The 18,135-nt window shown below is 32.5% G+C and carries 17 protein-coding genes; 9 read left to right on the top strand and 8 right to left on the bottom strand.

The genetic code is table 11. The features are described 5' to 3' along the window. Positions 1–77: 77 nt before the first annotated feature. The 3 genes from SB689_RS08135 to SB689_RS08125 all read left to right on the top strand — a co-directional run bounded on the left by SB689_RS08135 (position 78) and on the right by SB689_RS08125 (position 2,539). On the top strand, positions 78–1,013 hold the full coding sequence (locus SB689_RS08135; RefSeq protein ID WP_410691620.1) for a hypothetical protein: 936 nt from the start codon (positions 78–80) through the stop codon (positions 1,011–1,013). Positions 1,014–1,016: 3 nt separating this feature from the next. Then, complete coding sequence (locus SB689_RS08130; RefSeq protein ID WP_410691619.1) at positions 1,017–1,448, top strand: hypothetical protein; 432 nt, start codon at positions 1,017–1,019, stop codon at positions 1,446–1,448. A gap of 368 nt (positions 1,449–1,816) precedes the next feature. Next, positions 1,817–2,539 carry a hypothetical protein gene (locus SB689_RS08125; protein ID WP_410691618.1) on the top strand — a complete coding sequence of 241 codons (723 nt, stop codon included), beginning with the start codon at positions 1,817–1,819 and terminating at the stop codon, positions 2,537–2,539. 154 nt (positions 2,540–2,693) lie between these two features. Here the strand turns inward: SB689_RS08125 and SB689_RS08120 are convergent, their stop codons facing one another. The 5 genes from SB689_RS08120 to SB689_RS08100 all read right to left on the bottom strand — a co-directional run bounded on the left by SB689_RS08120 (position 2,694) and on the right by SB689_RS08100 (position 8,303). After that, positions 2,694–4,241: a LytR/AlgR family response regulator transcription factor gene (locus tag SB689_RS08120; protein ID WP_410691617.1), complete on the bottom strand. Its 1,548-nt coding sequence runs from the start codon at positions 4,239–4,241 to the stop codon at positions 2,694–2,696. 5 nt (positions 4,242–4,246) lie between these two features. Continuing rightward, positions 4,247–4,816 carry a hypothetical protein gene (locus SB689_RS08115; RefSeq protein WP_410691616.1) on the bottom strand — a complete coding sequence of 190 codons (570 nt, stop codon included), beginning with the start codon at positions 4,814–4,816 and terminating at the stop codon, positions 4,247–4,249. Next, complete coding sequence (locus tag SB689_RS08110; protein ID WP_410691615.1) at positions 4,785–5,666, bottom strand: caspase family protein; 882 nt, start codon at positions 5,664–5,666, stop codon at positions 4,785–4,787. The genes SB689_RS08115 and SB689_RS08110 overlap by 32 nt, the downstream gene beginning before the upstream one ends. 199 nt (positions 5,667–5,865) lie before the next feature. Beyond that, a complete protein-coding gene (locus SB689_RS08105; protein ID WP_410691614.1) occupies positions 5,866–7,389 on the bottom strand; it encodes a hypothetical protein in 1,524 nt (507 codons plus the stop codon). Between the two features lie 11 nt (positions 7,390–7,400). Next, positions 7,401–8,303, bottom strand: coding sequence for a hypothetical protein (locus SB689_RS08100; protein WP_410691613.1), 903 nt, complete (start codon positions 8,301–8,303; stop codon positions 7,401–7,403). Positions 8,304–8,889: 586 nt separating this feature from the next. Between SB689_RS08100 and SB689_RS08095 the strand changes: the two genes are divergently transcribed. The 5 genes from SB689_RS08095 to SB689_RS08075 all read left to right on the top strand — a co-directional run bounded on the left by SB689_RS08095 (position 8,890) and on the right by SB689_RS08075 (position 13,087). After that, complete coding sequence (locus SB689_RS08095; RefSeq protein ID WP_410691612.1) at positions 8,890–9,861, top strand: ion channel; 972 nt, start codon at positions 8,890–8,892, stop codon at positions 9,859–9,861. Beyond that, on the top strand, positions 9,862–10,350 hold the full coding sequence (locus SB689_RS08090) for a YkgJ family cysteine cluster protein (RefSeq protein ID WP_410691611.1): 489 nt from the start codon (positions 9,862–9,864) through the stop codon (positions 10,348–10,350). 120 nt (positions 10,351–10,470) lie between these two features. Next, positions 10,471–10,803, top strand: a complete 333-nt coding sequence (locus SB689_RS08085; protein WP_410691610.1) for a hypothetical protein — start codon at positions 10,471–10,473, stop codon at positions 10,801–10,803. A 450-nt stretch (positions 10,804–11,253) separates the two neighbouring features. Next, positions 11,254–11,652 (top strand): LytTR family DNA-binding domain-containing protein, encoded by a 399-nt coding sequence (locus SB689_RS08080; RefSeq protein WP_410691609.1) that lies wholly within the window; start codon positions 11,254–11,256, stop codon positions 11,650–11,652. Between the two features lie 103 nt (positions 11,653–11,755). Beyond that, entirely contained in the window at positions 11,756–13,087 is a 1,332-nt protein-coding gene (locus SB689_RS08075; RefSeq protein ID WP_410691608.1) for an amidohydrolase family protein, read from the top strand. 321 nt (positions 13,088–13,408) lie between these two features. Here SB689_RS08075 and gdhA read toward each other — a convergent pair whose 3' ends face one another. The 3 genes from gdhA to SB689_RS08060 all read right to left on the bottom strand — a co-directional run bounded on the left by gdhA (position 13,409) and on the right by SB689_RS08060 (position 16,873). Further along, positions 13,409–14,767, bottom strand: coding sequence for an NADP-specific glutamate dehydrogenase (gdhA, locus tag SB689_RS08070; RefSeq protein WP_066759590.1), 1,359 nt, complete (start codon positions 14,765–14,767; stop codon positions 13,409–13,411). A 190-nt stretch (positions 14,768–14,957) separates the two neighbouring features. Then, on the bottom strand, positions 14,958–16,067 hold the full coding sequence (gene dprA / locus SB689_RS08065) for a DNA-processing protein DprA (protein WP_410691607.1): 1,110 nt from the start codon (positions 16,065–16,067) through the stop codon (positions 14,958–14,960). A 38-nt stretch (positions 16,068–16,105) separates the two neighbouring features. Further along, entirely contained in the window at positions 16,106–16,873 is a 768-nt protein-coding gene (locus tag SB689_RS08060) for a rhomboid family intramembrane serine protease (protein ID WP_410691606.1), read from the bottom strand. 267 nt (positions 16,874–17,140) lie between these two features. On the opposite strand from SB689_RS08060, the gene SB689_RS08055 reads away from it, so the two are divergent. Beyond that, positions 17,141–18,067, top strand: coding sequence for a DUF3078 domain-containing protein (locus tag SB689_RS08055; RefSeq protein ID WP_410691605.1), 927 nt, complete (start codon positions 17,141–17,143; stop codon positions 18,065–18,067). Positions 18,068–18,135: the final 68 nt, after the last annotated feature.

Here is an 18,135-nt window from a genome sequence, read left to right as displayed (position 1 = left end):
AAATTTAGAAGCTGTCTCATTTTTGAGACAGCTTTTTGTGTTTGAACGGGGGAGTTTTTCAAAGAAAAGATCTTCGTTTGTTTCAGCCAACAGAGTGGGTAATTCCAAGCGCAGGGTTCTTTTCAAAAACTTCGGAGTGTGATGCTTTGGTGCAGAATGGTGCTTTTTTTATGGAATTGGATGCAGCTGCTATCATGGAAAGCATCAACAAAGGAAATGGTATAAATCCTGATGTCATTGGGACTATCAATTCAAATAGAAGATTTGCTTTGATTTATAAAGGAGAAATTGTTACACAAGGAAATCGTTATGATAAAGCATATCAAAAAGTTTTACAGGATATAAGAAAAGTAAGCTACAGTTCAGAGGAAGTTAGTAAAACCTTAGAGTCACTATTTAATCGAAGAAGAATTGTTTCCGTTGAAGATGGTGTACAACTTGGCATAACTCCTGAAAAAGGTATAAAAACGAGTTTTAGGTTAATTGATGAATTTGGAAATTATGCGGGTGAATTCATTAGAGCTCAAGAAAAGGCAGATAAATTAACGTATAGTATTAGTATAAGAGGAAAAACTGAAAAACTAAATTGTTTTACCCGTTTGTTGGATGAGAAAAGCGCCATTTCAAACGAATTACCTGTTTATGGTAATGAAAGAATGCTAATGGGGGATTTCAATATTCCTAAAGTCATTACCGATAAATACTCTGGCTTGGGAGATTTAGTACTTTCAGATGCAATGGCTTTTTATCAAACGAATAAAAAGTTTGGACAACTAGATGGAGTTATTGGATGGTGGAAAAAAGCTACGATGTATGACGATTATGGAGGGCAATCAATTAATTTAACTAAATTCTGGGAAGCTATTGATAAAGGTGAAACTGTAGAGTCTGCTGCGTTATCAACTTTTACAGGTTCAAAAATGAAAGCAAAAGGATTCGGAAAAGTAAGATATGATACACCTAAAAATATAATCAATACAAATGAAGTAATTGTTAATTTTTTAAAGAAATAATTTATGGAAATGATTTTAATATCTAATATCAAAAGATTCATTCAGTCATTTGATGAATTTATAAGAATTAAAGGATATCAGTATTCAACATTTGGAATGGAGGATGTTTTTATGATTCCTAAAAGTGTACTTTCAAGAATAGGAAAAGAAAAATTCAAAGATGAACCCTTATCAAAGAATGAATCTGAAGAGATGAAATCTATTTTGGAAAACAAAATAAGAGACCTTTTAAAACAAAGAAAGCCTTATAAGAAGGGAGAAGGTGTTTATGTTATTAATTTTTCTGGAGAAGAAATCGAAATAGACCCTCGTCCTACTGGTCATAATGATAATGATCATTTGATTTGGAAACTCTACAAATTGATTGGGATTATAGATTCTTGTTTACAAGAAAATAGGTCTGTGCATTTAAGTATTACAGATGACAATAATTAATATTTCGGCTCCTAGAGCCATTGTATAAACACATTAACTACAGGGATATATCGAATATAAATATTGATGGTGTTCTAAAAAAGAAAGAAATTTTTGAATGGATAATACAGCATCCTGAATATGATTACAAAATATTACTAGAATCTCCGAATACGAACGAGGATCTTTTTAGATTTTTTAAAATTTATTATGAAGATATTTTGTACATATTACAAAGGTATTTTAAAGAGGATTATATAATAAAATATTCTGATTTTGACTAACATGAATAAAAAGCTATCTATTTAGATGGCTTTTTATTGTTTTAATTAAAATTGTGGTAATTTTTAGATCTGAACGGTAGAGTTTTTCAAAGGAAAGATCTTCGGTTGTTTCAGCCATCAGAATGGGTTATCCCAAGCGCAGGGTTCTTTTCAAAAACTTCGGAGTGTGATGCTTTGGTGCAGAATGGTGCTTTTTTTATGGAGTTGGATGCTGCTGCTATTATGGAAAGCATTAATAAAGGAAATGGTATAAATCCTGATGTAATAGGCGCCATAAGTTCAAATCGAAGATTTGCTTTAATTTATAAAGGGGAAATTGTAACCGAAGGAAGCCGTTATGATAAAGCTTATCAAAAGGCTCTACAAGACCTTAAAAAAGTAAGTTATAATTCGAAAAGAATAGAAGAAATCTTAGAAGAGCTTAGATTAGGAGCTTTTTGTAAAAGAACTCCAAAAATTACGAATAAGTATCCTAAAGAAAAGTTTCCTGATGATGGATTTATTATTAATTATAAAATGGATTCTCAAGGAGTTTTTAGACAATTAAATGATAATATTTTTCCTTCAAATGACTTTGATTTTGTAATAACAAAGTCTGGTCAATTGAAAATTGGGAATAAGCATCATTTATTAGGTAACCGTGAAGAAGTTTTAGCAGCTGGACGTGTAAGATTTAAAAATGGAAGAATAGTAGAATTTGATAATATGTCTGGTCATTATACGCTAATAGCAGAAGAAGCAGAGAGGTTAGGGAATATATTGAATGGTATAGGAATATCTGTAAAAAGAGCACGTAATGAAATTACATCATTAGGAGTAAATGTCTAAAAGGAAGCTTACACTATCTAATAAAAGAGAATTTGCACTTCAGCACTTTAGTTACAGTCATTAGAACTTTTAAAAGTTTTTAAGCAAGCGGAAAATCTGATTCATTTTATAGACAATTATGTATAAATAATCTTTAATAGCCTATTTTATGGGATTAATTAATGTTTTTCTTAAAACTTCTTGATAAAGGTATTTCTATTTTTCCATCTAGAAAAACAGATGTTCCATTATGAGATGTAATCAGGTTTTTATTGACAATATAAGAACGGTGAACCTGAATAAAGTTTGGGGGCAATTCGTTAATAATTTCAGATATCTTTCCACGTACAAATTCCTTCTTTTTAGAAGTGATTAACTGTAGATAATGATCCTCGGCTTTTATATAAAGAAGTTCATTAAGATAGACCTTTGCTTTATTTTTTAACACAATATGGTCTTCAATAATAAGCTGTTTTACTTTTTCCAATTCACGAATTGTCTGAGTGTGTTCTATCTGCAAAGACTCTTTTTCTTTTGCCAATTTCCGTTTTTTTATGTCCAGTTTTTTCCAGCGGATAAATGAGTACAACGCCAATAAAAGTGCTGTAATAGCAAGGATAAAATATAGAACTCTGTATTTTTTATTTGTTTTTAGCGTTTCCTTTTGATAAGAAATCGTTTGATCTTTTTCATGGATCTGATATTTAGTATCTATTTCGTGAATGGCAAGTGCATTTTCTTCTCTCTTTAAAGTGTCTTCAAATGCTGTTTTCCTATTAAAATAGTAAAGCGCACTATCGTTATTTTTAATTTTAGAGTATGATTTATACAATGCATCTGCAATAAGGATGTTACTTTTTACATCTTTCTTAAAATATCTGGATTGCTCCGATTTCCTAAAAACCGATATTGCTTTTTGAGAATTGTTGATGTCTAGATAATGATAACCTTCGTTAAATTCAATTCTCTTTAAAGCGAGCTGAGAGTAAAACTGATTTGATTTATTATACTCAGATTTTGCTTTTTCCATACAATCCGTTGCTTTGGAATAATCTTTAAAAACGTCATAATAAATACCCATCAATTGATATACCCTTCCTTTCAAAATAGGCTTTTGCTTACCGTATACTAATAATGAATCGTAGCTTTTTGGCGTAAAGGCATTTTTCTTATGATATTCTGTTTTCTCATAATACTGTTTGAAAGCAGAGTAATATCTTGCCCAAAATGTATTTATAAAATCATTTTTCAATTTTAAATATTTGTCGGAATACCTTGAAAATTGAATAAAATTCATTTCATTCATTTGGAATTGATGTAATATTCTTCTCAAACTCTCCTGTTGGAGGCTAATGTTTTGATTATTAATACCTAATTGGTATGTTTTTAAATATAACTCATATGATTTTTCATTAAATTTATTTGATACTCTTGAGTAATAATCACCCAAATAAGCATAATATATTCCTTTTAGATAATAATCATATTGTGAATTATTTAAAGACAGGATTTGATTTGAAATTAAACCTGTCTCTAAATAATTAACTTCATTCTGGAATAATAGTTTAACATCTTCATCTGTTAATTTTCTTATTTTGATTGATGCATTTTCCAGCTCATAATTATTGATATCAGTTATTATGAGCGAATAATATTTACTGTCTATATTTTGACAGTAAATATTAATCGACAGCAAAAGCAAAAAAGAGACTATATATTTCATTTTGATTATCCTCCTGTTATTTTTAGATATTCTTCATAAGTAACCAGTCTTTTTCCTACAGGTGAATCTACTAAACACATCCGGCCTTGTGAAGCGCCCATATCAAACTCTTCTCCTAAACCTTCCATCACAAAATGTAATTTTTCTCCTGTGCGTATTTTTACAGGACGGGAATAGTAATAAAAAGGAATAGGATCTGTTAATGGTATTGGAGCTGTTAATTTTATTCTTACTTTAAAATTGACTAAAGATATCTTATGATGTTTTTCATCATCATCTGAATGAAATACTTTTACCGGAGGATTATTTATAATATCATCAGTATCCAGTACAATCCATTGGTCTGCTTCTTCTCTAAAAAAGCTATGGATCACCATAAGGTCAAAGCCATTCAAAGTAATAGTTCCATCAGTATCAATCTTTGAGTCTAAGATTCTGATAAGAACTACAAAATTCATATCATCTCCTAATCTCACATGACATATCTGAAATCTGTCGTATTCATCATAAATAAGCGTAAAAGGAGCTTTGTTGTCAACCTCATCAATGCTGTGGGGATAATCTAAATTTGACATAATTAATAGTTTTTAAGGTTAAATCTTTTAAATAAGTAAACATCTTTTCATTTTCTTTGGTAAGTCCTGTCTGTCCTTTGAATGGATCTTTTTGTATCGTTTGATATTCAAAAGATGTAAGGGTAAGACTGGACTTATTTATAGGAGCTGTGAAAAAAATGCTGTTTAATATGCTATAGTTTGTAAATGCCAACTGTGGATTTTGCCGATATTTATTTTCCTTTAATTTATCTCTGGTTAAATCAAAAACGGTATTGTAATTTTTGGTCATGTTTTCTCTTAGCACCTTCAATAAAAAAGTAGAATATACTGCTTGCTTCGTATGGCTGTAATCTTCCATATATGCAGTTCCCAGTTGAGTGGCAGAGGAAATGGCAATTTCATTGTTTTCTGAAAAGTCAGTTAACACGGGAGTACTCTTTTCGATCACACCATTATAACAGGCATCTATCAAAATAAAGACCGGAGCTTTATTTTTGTTTAAATTAAGGAGTGTACGTATCTCATCATCGGTAATAGGTGTGCCGTCACATATTAATACTTCATCGTATCCATCTGTCTCCTCTCTACTGAACTGGTAATTCTTACCCTTAATTTTTGTTTGATTTCCATGCCCTACGTATATAAATACGGCAAAATCATCTTTTTCTAAATTGGCGAATAAATTTGTTAATGCTGGAAGTATATTTTCTCTGGTCGCATTTTCACCAGTTATGATTTCTTTGGACTGGAAACCATTTTCATCTAAAAATGATTTCCAGTCCAAACCACTTTTTTGCGCTCCGGGAATGGCTTTATAATTGCCGAATCTATTGTAATTAGCGCCAACAATTACATATTTTTTTTTCATTTTATTGAGTTTTTTGGTTAGTTTTTCTTACGGATATTTCATAGTTTTTGTTTTTAGTCATTGCCTATACTATCCAATATAAAAGAATAGTTGAGATTAATATTTTTAAGTAAGGACAAATACTAAATTAAATATTTTTACCTATGAATACACTTTCTGCCTATCAGTTTAAAAAAGTTATTTTTTTAATATCTCTGAATTAAGGCTTGTTGTTTATTTTAAATCCTGTTATATTATAAGTGAACCCGAAGAAATAGCCAAATCGAAATTTATTTTCCATAGGAACTACAGGATTATCGCCCAAATTATACATTTCTGTACCATCATCTTTGAATCTACCCAACGCACCCTGTACTTGTCCCATAGAGATACCGCCGTGTAAAATAAGTCGTTCTTTTCTACCCATTACCAATCCTAATCCGGAAATAATCTGAAATTTCTGTTGAGCCGTGAAAATAGCACCTACACCAAAGGTAGGATTTGCCCAGCTTCCACTTCTATAAGTAAGATTAATCATCGAGCCAAAACCGAAATCAAAATTTCCTTTGTCTTTCTTGTTTATACTGTAGAGATTTGGAGTATCATTGTCTTTTTCGGTATAATACTCATTATCCACAAGAGAGGTTATAAATATACCGGCACTAATATCCAGCTTTAATCCACCCTGTATCCAGATCGTATATTTATTGCTGTCAATATGCTTAGGGTTCTGTTCATTGGTATACCGATCAAGGACTACTTCTACAGCATCTATATTTTCACCATTAATATCTACGGGAAGAAGGAAGTTTTCAAAACTAAAATCACATAATTTATCCAATTGATCACCTATATAAGTATTAGAATCATTTATGGAATTTATCGTTTTTTTATGCTCATCATTATGAAAAGGCTCGGCTTCATTTTCAAAATTGGCGAGATATCGTAGCCCTTTTTCATATTCATATTGTATGGTGTCAATTTTCTTAGTGTATTCTTTTGTATTAAAAGTTTCCTTGGTTGAGATTTCTCTGATATAATTTTTAAGCTCCCGTTCTATTGTTGATGTTTTCAATTTTAATTTATAAAGTGCTTTTTGTACGATCTCTACAGCCTGAACAGAGTCATTAACATCATGATCCGTGTAAGTATATTTTTTAGAATTAGAAATCGAGAGATTCAGCCTTATTTCGTTTAATTGTTTTTGTATTTTCTTCTTTTCGCCTTCTGAAAAAGTTTTAGAAGGTATTAAATCTATTCGTTTATTGACACTTGTTTGGCTTGTATCTCTTTCCAATTGAGAATTAAGACTATTGATTGCATTGTTCATCTTATCTATCTCTTCTTGTTTATACTTTACATTAGGGGTTTTGTCTATTGCAAATTCCAATAGATCAATAGACTTTATAGCTTTTTTTTCTTCAGTTGGCTTATTTGGTGCAGAAGTATTTGCTGTAGAATTTGTTCCCTCATCTTTTTTTACAGCAGGACGATCTGGTGCAAAGAAATTAATGAAATTTTTTTGCAGTTTATACTTGTATTTAAAAGGATTTGGATTCATCAATCGGAAAGATATAATTTCTCTGTTTTTCGCAACTAAACGGTTTCGATTTTGCGTGTTTTCTATTAGATCTTTGGAAGTTGAAGGGTCAGAAAGATCTATACTGAATATGACTGAATTATTTTGACATTTGTAATCAACAATGCAAAAAAGTACTATTAATAAGACAATTATTTTTTTCATCGTAGTAAATTTTAATTATTAATGAAATCTTTTTCGGAAGCATCGTATTTAAAACCGAATTTTCCCTGTGTTGTAAGTTTGTTTATGGTATTTCTTACGGTTGTTATTCTACTCTGATAATTGGCAGAACCTATACTGCAAAGATTTTGATATGCTTTTTCAAAATTTCCATTAGTATTTAAGGCATTAGCAATTCTGTCATTGGTTCCTCTGCCTTGATGTCTTATATCGCATATCAACTGACAAACTTTAGCTGGAGCTTGATCCAGTCCAAAACGTTTATGATAAGCTTTCATATTTTCTTTATAAAGATCGATGGCAGTTTTTACCTGTATTTGTCTGTGTTGCAAATCGTTTACCGACCAATGGACAAAACGTGCTGCGCAGATAAGCTCCTGATTCTCTACTTCACTTAATGACGGATTCAGATAATCCATTAAGGTCTGAGTGGAAGTGTCGTTTTCCAATTGAGACAACGTTCCATTGTTATTTTTGTAAAATATTCTATCGTTTTGCAAAACAATTTTTGGAAAATAATCTTTTGCATTGGGGAGTGCTAAAAGTTTTTTGAAGAAATGTACAAAATCACCATTAGGAACATGGGCTGCATATTGCATAAAGCTAAAGGTAAATTTAGCCCTGTCATAAGTGTTCATACATTTAAAAGAACCTCCGCTTTCAGCCATTGCAGTTGGATATATGAAATTTGCCCAGAATCCATATTCCCCCTCATAGTCTACAGGTAAATAAACCTGATTTGCTGTAACCGAAGTGTTAAACAATCCAAAATTATCTTCATACTTGGTTCTAAATCCGATAGTGAATTTAGGTTCTTGTGAATTGTTTTTTTGAGCGCTGTAAGTTGTTCTGCCTGAGGAAAGAACATTACTTGTAATTGTGAAATCAATTGCCATGATAATTTGTTTTTATAGTTAAATGGTTAAGTTTTTTATATTCAAATTTTTCTTAGTATGCAGGGAATTTTTTTCGTTGTATTGTCTTTATTTCGATAAAGTCACCAGATTTGTTCAAGACTGATCAAAATAATTATGATGGATCTTAATAGTTGGATGATGCAATGTGGAGTGTTGTGTTCGCTTTTCCATGTTTTTGTGTTTTTTAATTCTTGAACAAAGTTTACTATTAATCAGCTCTTTAGCAAAAAAATGTCGTGAATGACATGAAAAATAACGTGAATGATAAAGGATGAGTATTAAAAAGATGAATTTATCTATTACTTAATTATTTAAATAGCATAAAACAGTCTGTAAATTATTCATCTTAGACTTTCTCAAAAGCTTTTGATGCATTTCATGGAAACAATATTTTATCTTTGCCTGTTGATTTGATTTTTTAATTGAAATTAAAAATGCTTCATAAAGTTCTGTAAGACATCGCTAATATGATCTGCTTTGACGCTCGCTTCGCTCGCGCTCTTATCTTCACAGAACGGAGCTGTAGAAAATCAAGCCAACGAAAAAACAAAAATGATTAAAAAAAATGGCAAGAGGGTTTAGACAAAAAATTCGACAGAAAAACACTGAAAATAGTGGTTTTGGAAGTAACGCTTCCGGAAGATTCATTAATAAAGACGGACTTCCGAATGTTCAGAAAAAAGGAGTAAATGTTTTCAATAAATTAAGCTGGTATCATACAATGCTGAATTTATCGACATTTCGGTTTCTGACGTATCTTGTTGTTGCCTATATTTTGATCAATATCGTTTTTGCGATGATCTATTATTTAATTGGAGTAGAACATCTTACGGGAATTGATAAAAGTGATCCGTTAAATGAATTTATTGATGTATTTTTCTTCAGTTCACAGACTTTTACTACGGTTGGATACGGAAGAATTGCTCCGGTTGGCTTTATGGCGAGTTTGGTGGCGACTTTTGAAGCTTTTTTAGGATTACTTACCTTTGCAATCGCAACGGGTTTATTTTATGGGAGATTTTCGAGGCCGAGAGCTTACTTAAGATTTTCTGACATTACAGTGATTGCCCCTTTTCAGGATACGACCGCTTTGATGTTCAGACTAGCACCGTATAAAAATAATGCATTAACGGATGCTGAAGTTATTTTGTCAACGGCGATTGAAGTGATTGAAGATGGTGTGGCGAAGAATAATTTTTATCGATTAGATACTCAATTAGGTAAGATCAATACCTTGGCGCTCAATTGGACGGTGGTGCATAAAATAGACGAAAATTCACCATTTTATGGCTTCTCTGAGGATGATTTTAAAAATATTAATATTGAAATTATTGTTCATGTGCGTGCATTTGATGAAGTGTTTTCAAATACGGTGGTTCAGCGGTCTTCATATGTGTCGAGAGAAATTATTTATGGGGCAAAATTTACCACGATGTACTATCCAAGCAAGGAAAATCTGACGACCGTTTTAGATTTGGATAAAATTAATGAATATGAAAAAGTAGATCTTCCCATTTTGGCGGAAGAACAATTATAAATGAATTTAGAATTTTACAAGAAACAGGCTTTACTGAAACAGAAAGAGCATAAAAAATTTCTGGACGGATTAAAGAAAAAACCGCCCAAGAATCTTGATTATGTTGTTCAGGAAACCCATGAAGAGGTTTTTGAGAAGATAGACTGCCTGCAATGTGCCAATTGCTGCAAAACTACAGGCCCTTTATATACAGAAAAAGATATCGAGAGAATTTCAAAACATCTGCGTATGAAACCGGCTGATTTCGAAGCTAAATTCCTGCGTGTAGATGAAGATGACGATAAAGTTTTACAAAATCTGCCATGTTTTTTTCTGAATGGTGATAATACGTGTTCAATTTATGATGTTCGACCAAAAGCCTGCAGAGAATATCCGCATACAGATCGTAAAAAGATTTACCAGATTAATGATTTAATGATGAAAAATACCGTAATCTGTCCCGCAGCCTTTGAATTTGTTGAACGAATTATGAAAAATTTGGAAAAATAATTTATAATCCCAATTCGTCTTAAAGAGTTATAAAGTACGTTAAATAAGGGTTTTAGATATAATATTAATTGAAAGTGGGTCGTTTTAAAAGTATTAAACAACCATTTAAAATTTTTTATTATGAAAAAGTTAATCTTAACAGCAGCGTTTACATTAGTCGGAGTCGTAGCGGTATCAGCTCAAACGGAAACTCAAAAACCTGCGGAAACGAATAACCAAACATCAACTCAAGCTCAGACTCAAGGATCTTGGAATACAGCTACGGCTACACAGGGAGCAACAGCAACTACACCAAGCACAACCACTGCAACGACAACAATTGATGGTGCAGCAACAACGGCAACTACTGCAGATGCAACAGCAACGGTAACTGCAGATACAAGCATGGAAGCAACGAAGCCGGCAGACGCAACGAAAGAAGAGAAAAAGTCTAAAAGAAAAAAAGCAAAGTAGAAAATAGTCTTTTATAATCAATGAAAATCCTGGAATGTAATATTTCAGGATTTTTTTTGTAATTATGTGTAATAATTAATCACTATACCATAGTCATTTTCTTATTACATGAAAAAACTAAACCCATCGATTAAGCACCATTTATTATTAGGAATCTTCCTAAGTATATGGCTTTTTATCTTTGCTTTTTTTATAAGACCGTTTGATGACGGAACAATAAGTTTTAAAGTATGGATTCTTATCAGTATTGGATTTAGCTTTATCGCATTTCTATGTTACGGTGTGTTGGCCTTACTTCAAAAAAAGATTTATCATAAGTTTTCAAAATGGAATATTGGATTGGAAATAGCCAGTCTTGTTTTTTTTCAATTTCTTTATTTGATATGTACTTTTTGTTTTTACAAAAGCCCTATCTTACATGGAGGATATGATTTTTTTACATTTTTAAGGATGATCATTCTTAAATCAGCTTTAATTTCAACACCTATAATCGTTTTGGCAAGAATATATGGTGTTACACTAATTCCTGCAGAAGATGAAAATATCATTATGAGAGGAGAGAATAAATTGGATATTTTAAAAATAAGGAAAGATGATTTGATCTGTGTTTCAAATTCACAAAATTATGTCGAGATTTTCTTTATTGATGGAGGAGAGTTAAAAACAAAACTCCTCCGAAGTACACTTAAAAAAATTCAGAATGATTTTGATTTTTTGGTTCAGGTTCATCGTTCACATTTAATAAATCCATCCCATTTTAAGGCTTGGAAAAATCAAGACACCATTTCTCTTACCCAAATTGAACTTCCGGTTTCTAAAAATTATAGAGAGCATTTATTGGCTCTGTAATTTCCGTACCTAAAAGGCTATATTTCGTACCTAATCCCCATTTTCACATCATTTTAGGAAGTATTTGTATTTATTTTGTTTTTCAAATTAAACAAGATAATTTATGAAAAAACGTTGGGTTAGGGGAATTTTGTATTCAGTTATGGCATTATTAGGTATTCTTATCTGTGCTTTTATTTGGGCTGATAATGAATTAAATAAAGTCATGGGAAAGTCTACTAAAGCTATTGATATTTCTTCAATTATTAAGCCTTCAAAAATACTCCTGATAAGAAATGTGAACGTTCTGTCGGAAGATTGCAGTCATTTTATTAAAAATCAAGATGTACTCATTAAAGATGGTATGATTCTTCAATTGGGCGAACACCAAGCTATAAATAAAGATGCTGTTATTATTGATGGAACAAATCAATATCTGATTCCGGGTCTTGTAGACAGCCATGTTCATTTAAAAGAAAGTAAGAATGACTTATTTTTATATTTAGCGAATGGAGTTACTTATATTAGAGAAATGGCTGGACAGTCTGTTGCGTTAGAATGGAGAAAATCAATACAAAAAAGTGGACTTGGCCCACGAATGTTTATTGCATCTCCGCCAATATTTAGTGAAAGTGGATTAACAGGATATTATTATAGCTGGACAAGAAAATCTATCAATTATTCAAATAAAAAAGATGCTCAAAGTGCAATTAAAAAAATACGTGAACAAGGGTATGATGCCATTAAAATGTACGGTTTTGTGAATCCGGAAATGGTTAAGACAACCAATGAGATTGCTAAAGAAAATAATATTCCGGTGATTGGGCATATACCTTTAATTAATTTAGAAACCTTTTATCAATCAGGTCAAAAAGAAGTGGCTCATATTGAAGAGCTTACTGTTAAAACTATTGATGAGTTTGGAAAGCCAATTTCTAAAAATCCCGAAGAATATCTTACATTTTTAAAAGTACGTTCTAATCAAATTGCGAAAAAGTTAAAAGAAAATAATATCAGTGTTACTTCAACGGTTGCGTTATGCGAAAGTTTTGTAGTGCAAAGATTTAATTTAAAATCTAAACTTAAAGAAGTAGAATTAAAATATGTCAATCCCAAAATTATTGAAGGAACTCCGCTTTATAAAATGGGTTGGCTACCTGGCAAAAACGGATATGAATATGATGGAAAAGATGAGCCAAGTGCAAGAAAATCATCATTAATTTTTTGGAAAACCTATGTAGAAGCAATACATATTATGACAAAGGCATTGGTAGACCACCAAGTTCCCATTATGGCTGGAACAGATGCTAATGTACCGGCTTCTGTCCCTGGATTTTCTCTTCATAATGAGTTAGAATCTTTATCTAAATCCGGAATGACCAACTCGCAAGCTATTTATTCTGCAACGGTTGCGCCGGGCGATTGGATGAAAAGTAAGACGGGAAAAATAAAATAGGATATCATTCAGATTTGGTATTGCTTAGAAAAAATCCGTTAGAAAATATTAAAAATACAAAGACTATTGAATATGTATTTTTTAATAAATATGTCATTAATAAAAGCCAAATTAAGACTATTTTGAAAGCCATAGAAGATGTTAATAACGAAAATAGGAGTATTAAAATTGATGAATATTTACATTAAAAATATTTAGAGATAAAAAAAGCGTTGAAATAAATCAACGCTTTCTCCTTTCACTTTTTACTTTTTTCCCATTTATAATCCCGGGAACAGGCTGTATCAAAAAAGGTCGGGAAAATTTCCCAACCTTTATATTTTATACTACTCCTTGAGCTAACATTGCTTCTGCAACTTTCACGAAGCCGGCGATATTTGCGCCTTTTACGTAGTTTACATAGCCATCTTCCTCTTTTCCGTAGTCTCTACAAGCTTTATGAATTCCGATCATAATTTCTTTCAGTCTAGCATCAACTTCCTCAGAAGTCCAGTTTAGACGGATAGAGTTTTGAGTCATTTCTAATCCTGAAGTAGCTACACCACCAGCGTTAGACGCTTTACCAGGAGAGAATAATACTTTGTTGTCTAAGAAATAGTTGATCGCATCTAGTGTAGAAGGCATGTTTGCAGCTTCAGTTACACAAAGACATCCGTTTTCAACCAATAACTTAGCATCTTCTAGGTCTAGTTCGTTTTGAGTTGCAGAAGGGATGGCAACATCACACTTCACTTCCCAAGGACGTTTTCCGGCGAAGAACTGTGCAGAAGGATATTTTTTAGCATAATCCTCAGCTCTGTTGTTCCCTGAATTTCTAAGCTCTAATAGATAATCGATTTTATCTCCATCGATTCCGTCTTTATCATAAATATATCCGTCTGGTCCGGAAATAGTTACTACTTTTCCTCCTAGTTCAGATATTTTTTTGATAACTCCCCAAGCTACGTTTCCGAAACCTGAAACACTTACCGTTTTATCTTTGAAAGTTTGACCGATCGTTTTAAGCATCTGCTCAGCGAAGTAAACAACACCGTAACCTGTAGCTTCAGGACGGATCAATGAACCTCCGTAAGCAAGACCTTTACCAGTCAATACTCCTGTAAATTCGTTTTTGATTTTCTTATACTGTCCGAATAAATATCCGATCTCTCTTGCTCCAACTCCGATATCTCCTGCAGGAACGTCTGTTTCTGGACCGATATGCTTACATAATTCTGTCATGAAAGCCTGGCAGAAACGCATTACTTCCATATCAGATTTTCCTTGTGGATCGAAGTCTGAACCTCCTTTACCACCTCCCATCGGAAGAGTAGTTAATGAGTTTTTGAATACTTGTTCGAAAGCTAAGAATTTAAGAACTGACAAGTTTACTGTAGGATGGAAACGGATTCCTCCTTTGTATGGCCCGATCGCAGAGTTCATCTGAATTCTGAAACCTCTGTTTACCTGGATTTCTCCTTTATCGTCAACCCATGGAACTCTGAAAATAATGATTCTTTCAGCTTCCGCCATTCTTTCTAGAAGTTTCATTCCCGTATATTCCTTTTTGGTCATAATAAACGGAATTACAGTCACAGCAACTTCTTTTACAGCTTGTAAAAATTCTGGCTCGTTAGGGTTTTTTGCCTCTATTTTTGCAATAAACTCCTGAATTTTCTGGTCAATATTATATTGTTCCATATAGTAAGGTTGAATATTATTGTCAACAAATTTAATTTTTTTTTCGAAATTCACAATACCTTATTTAATAATTGCTGAAAATTTAATAATAACGGGGCGAAATATTATTAAATCCACAATTTGGGTTTAAATCTTGTTGAAAATTAAATGTTATGTGTGAAATAATGCAATATTAAGAAATAGTTAAATCTCAAATTGCTGCAAATTGCCTCCCGGAATACGATTTCACTTTCCCCAAAAGCTCTAATTCTAAAATTATGGGTAAAATTTTGTGTGAAGGCAACGATATTTTCTGGGCAAGATCATCCAAAGTTATTTGTGGATTTTCAATAATGGAATTATAGATTATTTTTTGATTTTCAGTTAATTGAATGGTTTCTTCACTGCGCGGAAATAATTCCTCAGTTTTATGATACGACTTATTAAAATCCAATGAATTAATAAGATCTTTAATCGTTGAAATTGCACTCGCTTTGTGCTGAAAAATCAGTTGATTACATCCCTGACTGTATTTATCTGTGATTTTTCCGGGAAGGGCAAAAACTTCTCGGTTATAATTGTTTGCAAACGTTGCGGTGCTTATTGAACCTCCTCCAAAAGCTGTTTCTACAACAATTGTTGCGGGAGAAATTCCGGCAACGACTCTGTTTCTTTGGATGAAATTTTCTCTGTCTGGTTTTCTTGAAGAATTGAATTCCGTAAATAAAGCGCCATTATTTTCAATGATTTTTTCAGACAGTTTTCTATTTTTTGCCGGATACAAAGTATGAAATCCATGCGCCAAAACCGCCACTGTAGCTATTTGATTTTGAATAGATTGCTCATGAACTTCTTTATCAACACCCAACGCCAAACCACTCACCGAGATATAATTACCCGATTTTGTTTCTTCAAAAAAATCCTGTATAAATTGTTTGCCATAAAGTGACATATTTCTTGTCCCAACAATGCTCACCATTTCTAAGGAATCGTCAAAATTTCCTTTTTGATAAAGAATGGCAGGAGCATCATCACATTCATTCAGTAATCTTGGAAGTTGATTAAGATGTCTTAATCTTATTTGAATTTTATTGTTTTCGCAAAATTTCAGTTCATTTTCTGCAAATTCCAAATAAGTGGGATTTCCAATTTCTGAAACTGTTTTTCTGCCAATACCGTCTACTTTATTATATTCTTTTTTTGCATTTTCCCAAGCATTTTTCGCTGTTCCAAATGTTCGGACGAGCTTGAGAAAATTAATGTCACCAATAAGATTACACTCGCGTAAAGCGATGGAGTAAAGTTGTTCTTCAGAATACATTTGTGTTGTTTTATGTCACAAATGTAGAAAAATTAGTTTTATTTTTTTCGTAATTCATCCAAATGATCCCAAATATCGTCTCTTTTTTTATAGGGTAATTCTAAGAAATCGTCAGGATGGTTTTCTTTGTATTCCTGCCAAAGCTTATCATCTTTTTCACTATAATAATTAGGGAATTCCCAAATATATTTTTTCTTTTTCTCGCCCACTTTTTTAAAAGCAAAAGCAATTATGCTTCCTACAACCGCTCCGGAAAGATGTGCCTGCCAAGAGATTTTGCTGGGTTCTTGCAGATTATAGAACATTTCTTCAGGAAACATTCCCCAGATTAAACTTCCATAATATAAAACGACTAATAAGGAGATTGTCAAGAGTTTCATTTCCCATTTAAAAACACCGCTGAAAAAAAGGAAAAAAGCCAGAACATACACTACACCGCTTGCTCCGATGGTACATGTATAAATATATTCGCCGGTAGTAATATCAACCGGAGGTAATAGCCAAACTAAAAGACCTGTCGCCAGCCAGCCTAAAATAAAGACTTTATTAGCGACTAAAGGATAAAATTGATATAAAAGAAACATCAGCACCGCCATAGGAATTGAGTTTCCTATGATATGATCCAGATTTCCATGTAAAAGGGGAGAAGTGACGATTCCCAATAAGCCTTCCGGTAATAAAGGAATAATCGCTCCAAAGCAACTTTCAAAAAAGCCCTGCATTTGTAAAAAGTAGCCGAACCACATTGCAGCAAGCATTAGCAGTGGATATAGAATCGCTCTTTTGGAAATTACATTTTTAAACATGAATATCTTACGTCAAATGAAACGCCAAGGATAAATTTCGGAAAATTTGGCGATGATTTCATTGATCCTCAATTATTTTAAGACAAAACGCTATGATTTTAATCAGTTTTAAATAGTAAACAAAATTTTTTGTCATTGAAATTTACAAACTGGCTTAGTTTTAGTATGTTAATGCTGAAAAAATACGGTGTTGAGAAGATTCATGTTGGGACAGGTTTGTTTCAACCAAAATTATATTGATATTTTTGTAAATGAAAATCTTAAAGAATGAAGAAGTTTTTATTGGTTCTTTCCGGTTTTGTTGGATTATATGCAAAAGCTCAGGAAGAATTAAAGAAAGATACGATTGTAGTAGATACGGTAAAACACTGGTCTGTTTTAGGTAAAAATTCATTGATGTTTAATCAGGCTGCCTTTTCAAACTGGGTCGGCGGTGGAGCCAACAATGTTGGCTGGCTTGCAGGAACTGATTACAATATTACCTATGAGAAAGGCAAGGATCTTTGGGAAAATATTATCGTCTTAAATTACGGACAAAATAATACCCAAGGTATAGGAACCAGAAAGACTCAGGATGTTATTAATGTTTCTACCAATTATGGAAGGCAGTTTTCAAAAAGTTGGTATTTATCCGGTGGTGCGAGTTTACTAACCCAGTTTGCAGCAGGATATGAGGACGGAAATAATCCTGAAGCTAAAAAAATATCCAATTTTATGGCGCCGGGATACCTGAACTTTGGTTTGGGTATTACCTACAGACCAAATGATAATCTTACCGTTACAATGCGTCCTGCCAATGCGAGATGGACTTTGGTTCTTGATAAAGAGCTTCAACTTGCAGGAAGCTACGGTTTGAAACAGGATGGTGATTCTTCATTATTACAGTTCGGTTTCCTGGGAACAGCTTTGTATAAAGTGAAATTGATGGAGAATGTAAGCCTTACAAACACCGCTTCCGTGTTCTCAAATTATCTGGATCATCCGGATAGATTGGTTCTTGCTTATGGAGCCGTTTTGAATTTAAAAGTGAACAAATTTTTATCTTCAAATATAACTGTAGATGTTTTGTATGATCATAATCAGATTCAAAAAACACAATTGAAGCAGACATTAGGAGTTGGCCTTGCTTACACTCTTAATAATGGGGTAAAAAGGTCTGACAGAAAGGACAGTCAATGGTGGCTTAAAAAATAAAATGCTGGAAATAGCATGTTGAAAAGCAATTCAGAAATGGGTTGCTTTTTTTGATTTTAAATAAAGTT

The sequence above is a fragment of the Chryseobacterium sp. SIMBA_038 genome (assembly GCF_046535115.1).
In the GTDB taxonomy this organism is placed as follows: domain Bacteria; phylum Bacteroidota; class Bacteroidia; order Flavobacteriales; family Weeksellaceae; genus Chryseobacterium.
This window is presented reverse-complemented; position numbering and strand designations above follow the sequence as displayed.

Bases quoted from the DNA above. Each gene is read 5' to 3' on its own strand.
- gdhA (WP_066759590.1), bottom strand. From the start codon at position 14,767: ATGGAACAATATAATATTGACCAGAAAATTCAGGAGTTTATTGCAAAA.
- SB689_RS08090 (WP_410691611.1), top strand. From the start codon at position 9,862: ATGAATTTAGAATTTTACAAGAAACAGGCTTTACTGAAACAGAAAGAG.
- SB689_RS08100 (WP_410691613.1), bottom strand. From the start codon at position 8,303: ATGGCAATTGATTTCACAATTACAAGTAATGTTCTTTCCTCAGGCAGA.
- SB689_RS08120 (WP_410691617.1), bottom strand. From the start codon at position 4,241: ATGAAATATATAGTCTCTTTTTTGCTTTTGCTGTCGATTAATATTTAC.
- SB689_RS08060 (WP_410691606.1), bottom strand. From the start codon at position 16,873: ATGTTTAAAAATGTAATTTCCAAAAGAGCGATTCTATATCCACTGCTA.
- SB689_RS08080 (WP_410691609.1), top strand. From the start codon at position 11,254: ATGATCATTCTTAAATCAGCTTTAATTTCAACACCTATAATCGTTTTG.
- dprA (WP_410691607.1), bottom strand. From the start codon at position 16,067: ATGTATTCTGAAGAACAACTTTACTCCATCGCTTTACGCGAGTGTAAT.
- SB689_RS08130 (WP_410691619.1), top strand. From the start codon at position 1,017: ATGGAAATGATTTTAATATCTAATATCAAAAGATTCATTCAGTCATTT.
- SB689_RS08055 (WP_410691605.1), top strand. From the start codon at position 17,141: ATGAAGAAGTTTTTATTGGTTCTTTCCGGTTTTGTTGGATTATATGCA.
- SB689_RS08110 (WP_410691615.1), bottom strand. From the start codon at position 5,666: ATGAAAAAAAAATATGTAATTGTTGGCGCTAATTACAATAGATTCGGC.
- SB689_RS08105 (WP_410691614.1), bottom strand. From the start codon at position 7,389: ATGAAAAAAATAATTGTCTTATTAATAGTACTTTTTTGCATTGTTGAT.
- SB689_RS08115 (WP_410691616.1), bottom strand. From the start codon at position 4,816: ATGTCAAATTTAGATTATCCCCACAGCATTGATGAGGTTGACAACAAA.
- SB689_RS08095 (WP_410691612.1), top strand. From the start codon at position 8,890: ATGGCAAGAGGGTTTAGACAAAAAATTCGACAGAAAAACACTGAAAAT.
- SB689_RS08075 (WP_410691608.1), top strand. From the start codon at position 11,756: ATGAAAAAACGTTGGGTTAGGGGAATTTTGTATTCAGTTATGGCATTA.
- SB689_RS08085 (WP_410691610.1), top strand. From the start codon at position 10,471: ATGAAAAAGTTAATCTTAACAGCAGCGTTTACATTAGTCGGAGTCGTA.